The following is a 6,355-nucleotide window of genomic DNA, read 5'->3' on the forward strand; positions in this document are numbered from 1 at the left end:
GGACTTCAGTCGCCGGTCTGCGCTCCGGTCGTTCGCACAGCAGTCAGCCCACTGGCGACGGGGCCGCGGGACAGGACATGCCCGCGGCGGAAGCCGAGCCGCGTCCAGCGTCCGGACACCGTGACCGGCACCTGCTCTGTCCCGGAGTCGGAGCCAGCATCGGGTGTCGAGGCGATGAAGCCGAACGCGTGCGCGGCGAACGCGACGCCCCGGGGAAGGTTATGCAGGTCCTCCTCCGGCTCGCCCCAGATGGCCGCTCGCAGCGACCGCACGGCCTCTTCACCGGCACCGGGGGTGGCCCCGCGTGCGACGGCGGAGATGCCCCACTGCGCGCGGTTCGCCACCGTCGCAGCATCCAGTTCGCCGGCCCTCGTCCAGCCGCCACGGGGTGGTGCGATGCCCGCCCAAGCGGGTGAACGGCCGGTCTCGGGCAGGCGCAGCATCCGTTCGTCGTCGTCGGGAGCCAGTTCGTCCACGACGATGTCGCATTCCAGTTCGGGGTCGGCGTGGACGATCCGCATCGCGAGGATCGTCGGGGTCTGATCGAACAGCCCCTGCGGGGCGAGCGCCGCGGCGGTCATGGCCAGCACACCGCCGGATGCCTGGAGACGGATGCCCTCGTCCGAGATCTGATTGGCACGGCCGAGGAAGGTGAGCACATCGCGTGCCGTATCGGGATCGGCGAGAACGAGTCGAGGCTGCACGCGTTCTAAACTACCAAGGAGGCGGACCCGAGAACCCCGGGTCCGGCCCCGACGATCAAGGAGGAGCGCCATGAGCGCAGAGTCACGCGCACAGGCGTCCGTGGATCACTTGCTCGATGTCCTGGATCTCGATGAGAGCAGTGCCAGGACGACCGAAGACATCTTCACCGGCCGGTCGCACGACATGCCTACCGGTCGCATCTACGGGGGCCAGGTGCTGGGGCAGTCGCTGCTGGCGGCGGAGCGCACGCTATCTGCGGGTCGGGCGGCCCACTCGATGCACGGTTATTTCCTCCGCCCGGGCGACTCGACGCAGGGCGTGACGATCGCGATCGATCGCATCCACGACGGACGCTCCTTCTCGACGCGACGAGCCCAGGCGTACCAGAACGGCGTGCCGATCTTCTCGATGATCGCGTCGTTCCAAGACGAGGCGCCGGGCCTTGAGCACGCGGCTCCGATGCCCGCCGGCATTCCGCAGCCGGAGGATCTCACCTCGGACGAGTTGCTCGTCGACGGTGCTGAACCGAGCGCGCTGCGCACGCTCACCGACCGCCCTGTCGACACCCGACATGTGGAGGGGCCGATCTACCTGGAGGCCGATGGCGCGCAGGTCGCGCAGCAGGCGGTCTGGATGCGGCTTCGGGCGCCCATGCCCGACGATCAAAGGCTGCACCGCGCGGCGCTGGCGTATCTGAGCGACATGACGATCCAGGAGTCCATCCTGCGTGCCCACGGCGTGCACTGGGCCACGCCCGGGCTGAAGGTGGCGAGCCTCGACCATGCGATGTGGTGGCACCGCCCGGCCCGGGTCGACGAGTGGATGCTGTACGTTCAGGAGTCGCCCAACGCCCGAGGCGGGCGCGGCCTGGCGACCGGCCGGGTCTACACACGGGAGGGCGTGCTCGCTGCGAGCGTGACCCAGGAGATCATGATCCGGGTGCCGGAGGCGCGCTGACAGAACTGCGCTATCGGCGCTGAGCGTAGGCGATCGGATCGCCCACATACGGCGCCCACACGCGTCGCATCTCATCGTCGACTCTCGTCGGGCGCCCCGTCTCGGCATCCACGAGCACGACGACCGCCGTCGAGCGCGCGTACAGGACGCGCTCATCGACACTCGGATCGTTGTACACCTCGTAGCAGACGTCGATGCTCGAGCCGCCGATCTTGCCGAACCACATCTGCACCTCGAGCGGGCGGCGCTGATACGGCACGGGGGCGAAGTACTCGATCTCCTGCCTGGCGATGAGCGTCAGCACGCCCTGGGCGATCCCGGAATCGAGGATCGCGGTCGACGGGGCGTCCTCGCCGGGAGCGGCCTTCCAGAAGGCGCGCACGCGCGCCTCTTCCAGCAGCTTGAGCATGGCGGCGTTGTTGACGTGGTTGAACGCATCCAGATCTCCCCAGCGCAGGTGGATGGGGATGTGCAGTCGGCGGGGCGTGGGATCAGTCACGCGTCAGCTTGCGGTGCGTGGAGCGGTGCGGCTTCGCGGCATCTGCGCCCAGGCGCTCGATCTTGTTCTGCTCATACGCCTCGAAGTTGCCCTCGAACCAGTGCCACTGGGCCGGGTTCTCATCCGTGCCCTCGTAAGCGAGGATGTGCGTCGCGATGCGGTCGAGGAACCACCGGTCGTGCGTGATGACCACGGCGCAGCCGGGGAACTCGAGCAGGGCGTTCTCGAGCGAGCCGAGCGTCTCGATGTCGAGGTCGTTGGTCGGCTCGTCGAGGAGCAGCAGGTTGCCGCCCTCTTTCAGCGTGAGCGCCAGGTTCAGGCGGTTGCGCTCACCGCCGGAGAGCACGCCGGCTTTCTTCTGCTGGTCGGGGCCCTTGAACCCGAACTTCGACACGTATGCGCGCGAGGGGATCTCGGTCTTGCCGACCGTGATGAAGTCGAGCCCGTCGGAGACGACCTCCCACAGGTTCTTGTTCGGGTCGATGTTCGCGCGGGACTGGTCGACATAGCTGATCTTGACCGTCTCACCAATCTTCAGGTCGCCCCCGTCGAGCGGTTCGAGACCGACGATCGTCTTGAACAGGGTGGTCTTGCCGACGCCGTTGGCGCCGATGATCCCGACGATGCCGTTCGGCGGGAGGCTGAAGCTCAGGCCATCGATGAGGACGCGGTCCCCGAAGCCCTTCTTGAGGTTCTTCGCCTCGATGACCACGTTGCCCAGTCGAGGACCGGCCGGGATCTGGATCTCCTCGAAGTCGAGCTTCCTGGTGCGCTCGGCCTCCGCCGCCATCTCTTCGTATCGGGCCAGACGCGCCTTGGACTTGGTCTGGCGACCCTTGGCGCTCGAACGCACCCAATCGAGTTCGTCCTTCAGACGCCGAGCGAGCTTGGCGTCCTTCTTGCCCTGGATGTCGAGGCGCTCGGCCTTCTTCTCGAGGTACGTGGAGTAGTTGCCCTCGTAGCCGATCAGGCGTCCGCGGTCGACCTCGGCGATCCATTCCGCGACGTTGTCGAGGAAGTACCGGTCGTGGGTGATGGCGATGACAGCGCCCTTATAGGCCTGGAGGTGCTGCTCGAGCCACAGCACGCTCTCGGCGTCGAGGTGGTTCGTGGGCTCGTCGAGCAGCAGCAGGTCCGGCTTCTGGAGCAGCAGCTTCGCGAGCGCGACGCGGCGCTTCTCACCGCCGGAGAGCGGCGCGATCGCGGCATCGCCCGGAGGTGTGCGCAGAGCATCCATCGCCTGCTCGAGCTGCGAGTCGAGCTCCCAGCCGTCGGCGGCGTCGATCTCCTCCTGCAGTACGCCCATCTCGGCGAGCAGAGTGTCGAAGTCGGCATCCGGATCGGCCATTTGTGCGGAGATCTCATTGAAGCGGTCGAGCTTGGCCTTGATCGCGACGCCCTCCTGGATGTTCTCCAGCACGGTCTTGGACTCGTCGAGCTCGGGCTCCTGCATGAGGATTCCGACGGTGTAACCCGGGGTGAGCTTCGCCTCGCCGTTGGAGGGCTGATCGAGCCCCGCCATGATCTTGAGGATCGTCGACTTACCAGCGCCGTTCGGGCCGACCATGCCGATCTTCGCCCCGGGGAGGAACGACATCGTCACATCGTCGAGGATGAGCTTCTCGCCCACCGCCTTGCGTGCACGAACCATCGAGTAGATGTATTCAGCCACCGAGAACCGCTCCTTATGTTGGCGTCGAGAATCGACTCTCCAGCCTACCGGCTGTGGGTCACCCTTCGATCGGTCGGGTGTTGCCGACCAGGCAGCGCCCCTCGGCCAACTGGTCCATCACCATCGTCACCGGATCGCCGGTTGACGGCCCCACCTGTCCGACCAGACATTCGGCGTCGCCCCAGCGAACGGAGAACTGCATGCTCTCGACCGGGTTGCCCACCGTCGTGAGGTCCTGCGTGACCTGCATCGTCCCCTGGTCGAAGCCCGCCGCGACCAGCGCGTCGATGTATGCCTGGCCGGAGGAGCTGCCCGATGCGCCCCACACCTGTTCGGTGACGGCTGCGAAGAGCGGCAGGTTCTCCTCTGCCGTCCCGTCGGGGACGAGCACCGGCTCCTCCGCGGTCGTGGTCGGCTCGGGTGACGCCGTTTGCGTCGCCTCGGCCGTGGGAGTCGGCTCGGGCGTCGGCGCGCACGCGACAACCCCGAGCCCGAAGGTCGTCAGAAGTGCGACGACGGCGATTCGCGAACGGATGGCGGAGAGTCGACGAGGCACGCTTCGATCCTACGGTGCACGCCTCGTCGACGGCTCCCAGGCGGGTGCCTGAGTATCGACGTCGCGCCGATCATTCACCCGGCTTCCACGAATCGCCGACCGTCGCCAGCTCTGCGGGAATCTCCGGCAGTGGCGCCTCGACGAAGTCAGCCCCGCCCGTAGCGGCGTCGTCGTCGGCGCCCTGTACCGCCGGGGTCTCGGCGTCTCCGCTCGGCGCCAGAGGAGCGGCCGATGCGGGCCGTGCCTTCGCGAAGGCGCTCGCGCCCCAGCGCAGGTCGTGGCCGATGGCGTCGGCATCGATATCGGCACTGAGCCCCTTTTTGCCGCCGCTCTCCCACTCGCGCAACTTCAGGCGACCGGTGATGATCACGCCGTCGCCCGAATGCAGCGATGCCTTGACGTGCTCCGCCAGTTGACGGAACGCCGAAACGTTGTACCAGTTGGTGCCGGTCTCGATCCAGGACTGCGTTTTCTGATCGAAGCGGCTCTGCGGGCTGGCGACTCGGAAGTTCACGACCGGGACCCCCGTGGTGGTCTGGCCTCTGTTCGGGTCCCCGCCGACGCGGCCCAGGATCGTCACGGTGTCGTTCATAGCAATCTCCTTGGTGTGCCGGGGCTCGCCCGGGTGTTCCCAGAGTGCCCCGCACAAGAGGCTCCGACAGCCCGGAAAACCGCGTTCGGTGGAGAACTCGACGGATGCCCAGGTCAGTGGAGAAAAGGAAGACGCCAAATGCCTCGCGCCGATGTCGGTGGTCGGTCATATGTTCGAAGCGAAAGGAGAAAACGATGACGATCACTCACCAGCAGCTGCCCCCGCTCCCCTACGCCCCGCCGAGACTCGCGTCGAAGCACGTGCGCTTGGTGCGTGCGGCAGACCACCTCTGGCGCGTGCAGGATGCCGGCGGGCGCATCCTCGGCCATCTGCGCGTCGTCGCCGATCCCCTCGGCTTGCGCTACCGCGCCGAGCGCCTGGTTCTCCCCACGGGAACGTTTCGGCTGGTCGGCGACTTCTGGCATCCGGACGACGCGGTGCAGGCGCTCCGCAACGGGTGAAGCGCCCCCGGCAGGGTTCGAACCTGCGACCAACGGCTTAGAAGACCGATGCTCTTCCACTGAGCTACGGAGGCGTGCATCACTACGGTAGCAGGGGCGATGTCCGTGCCGTCATTAGACTGAACGCATGGTTTCTGCTTCCGAAAACGATCGCCTCGTCTGGATCGACTGCGAGATGACGGGGCTCGATCTCTCGGTCGATGAGCTCGTCGAGATCGCCGTCGTCATCACGGACTTCGAACTGCGCCCTCTCGATCCGGGTTTTCAGATCGTGATCAAGCCGAGTGATGCCGCTCTCGCGAACATGGGCGAGTTCGTCACGCAGATGCACACGACATCGGGGTTGATCGAAGAGATCCCCCTGGGCGTCTCGCTGGCCGATGCCGAGGAGCAGACGCTCGCCTATATCAAGCGCTTCGTTCCGCTCGAGCGCAAGGCCCCCCTCGCGGGCAACACGATCGGCACCGACCGGATGTTCCTGGCGAAGTACATGCCGCAGATCGATCAGTGGCTGCACTACCGCAACGTCGATGTCTCCAGTGTCAAAGAGCTCTCCCGCCGCTGGTACCCGCGGGTCTTCTTCCAGGCTCCGGCGAAGGACGGCGGGCATCGCGCGCTGGCAGACATCCTGGAGTCGATCCGCGAGCTGCAGTACTACCGCGAGGCCGTCTTCGTTCCCGAGCCCGGCCCGACCACCGACGAGGCGCGCGCGATCGCAGAGCGCACCGTGTCTTCGTTCACCGCAGAGGTGTAATACACTTGAGTGGTTGTCCGCTCAGCGGGCGCATGGTGGCTATAGCTCAGCTGGTAGAGCACCGCGTTGTGGTCGCGGGGGTCGCGGGTTCAAGCCCCGTTAGCCACCCCAAATGGGAGAGGTTCAAACCCTCGACAAGAGTAACCACTCTTTGTCCGG

At 66.6% G+C, this 6,355-nt stretch carries 8 protein-coding genes and 2 tRNA genes; 4 read left to right on the forward strand and 6 right to left on the reverse strand.

Annotated elements, in window-relative coordinates:
* Positions 1–5 precede the first annotated feature (5 nt).
* Positions 6–704 carry a hypothetical protein gene (locus tag ACTICP_RS11115; protein WP_441892350.1) on the reverse strand — a complete coding sequence of 233 codons (699 nt, stop codon included), beginning with the start codon at positions 702–704 and terminating at the stop codon, positions 6–8.
* Between the two features lie 70 nt (positions 705–774).
* Here ACTICP_RS11115 and ACTICP_RS11120 point away from each other — a divergent pair, with 70 nt between their 5' ends.
* Positions 775–1,662, forward strand: coding sequence for an acyl-CoA thioesterase (locus ACTICP_RS11120; protein WP_441892352.1), 888 nt, complete (start codon positions 775–777; stop codon positions 1,660–1,662).
* A 10-nt stretch (positions 1,663–1,672) separates the two neighbouring features.
* On the opposite strand, the gene ACTICP_RS11125 is transcribed toward ACTICP_RS11120, so the two are convergent.
* From ACTICP_RS11125 to ACTICP_RS11140, 4 genes are all read right to left on the reverse strand, one after another.
* Positions 1,673–2,161 (reverse strand): acyl-CoA thioesterase, encoded by a 489-nt coding sequence (locus ACTICP_RS11125; RefSeq protein WP_441892354.1) that lies wholly within the window; start codon positions 2,159–2,161, stop codon positions 1,673–1,675.
* The gene (ettA, locus tag ACTICP_RS11130) at positions 2,154–3,833 is read right to left on the reverse strand and encodes an energy-dependent translational throttle protein EttA (protein ID WP_441892356.1); all 1,680 of its coding nucleotides are present in this window, start codon (positions 3,831–3,833) and stop codon (positions 2,154–2,156) included. Before ettA ends, ACTICP_RS11125 begins: the two co-directional genes overlap by 8 nt.
* Positions 3,834–3,891: 58 nt before the next feature.
* Positions 3,892–4,389: a DUF6993 domain-containing protein gene (locus ACTICP_RS11135; protein ID WP_441892358.1), complete on the reverse strand. Its 498-nt coding sequence runs from the start codon at positions 4,387–4,389 to the stop codon at positions 3,892–3,894.
* A gap of 70 nt (positions 4,390–4,459) precedes the next feature.
* Positions 4,460–4,981, reverse strand: coding sequence for a single-stranded DNA-binding protein (locus tag ACTICP_RS11140; protein ID WP_441892359.1), 522 nt, complete (start codon positions 4,979–4,981; stop codon positions 4,460–4,462).
* Between the two features lie 194 nt (positions 4,982–5,175).
* Between ACTICP_RS11140 and ACTICP_RS11145 the strand changes: the two genes are divergently transcribed.
* Positions 5,176–5,442, forward strand: a complete 267-nt coding sequence (locus ACTICP_RS11145) for a hypothetical protein (protein ID WP_441892361.1) — start codon at positions 5,176–5,178, stop codon at positions 5,440–5,442.
* Positions 5,443–5,444: 2 nt separating this feature from the next.
* Here the strand turns inward: ACTICP_RS11145 and ACTICP_RS11150 are convergent.
* Positions 5,445–5,516, reverse strand: a tRNA-Arg gene (locus ACTICP_RS11150).
* Between the two features lie 53 nt (positions 5,517–5,569).
* On the opposite strand from ACTICP_RS11150, the gene orn reads away from it, so the two are divergent.
* Together orn and ACTICP_RS11160 are read left to right on the forward strand one after the other, a co-directional pair.
* Positions 5,570–6,196: an oligoribonuclease gene (orn, locus tag ACTICP_RS11155; protein ID WP_441892363.1), complete on the forward strand. Its 627-nt coding sequence runs from the start codon at positions 5,570–5,572 to the stop codon at positions 6,194–6,196.
* 35 nt (positions 6,197–6,231) lie between these two features.
* Positions 6,232–6,307 (forward strand) — tRNA-His (locus ACTICP_RS11160).
* Positions 6,308–6,355: the final 48 nt, after the last annotated feature.

The organism is Microbacterium sp., assembly GCF_052102115.1.
In the GTDB taxonomy this organism is placed as follows: domain Bacteria; phylum Actinomycetota; class Actinomycetes; order Actinomycetales; family Microbacteriaceae; genus Microbacterium.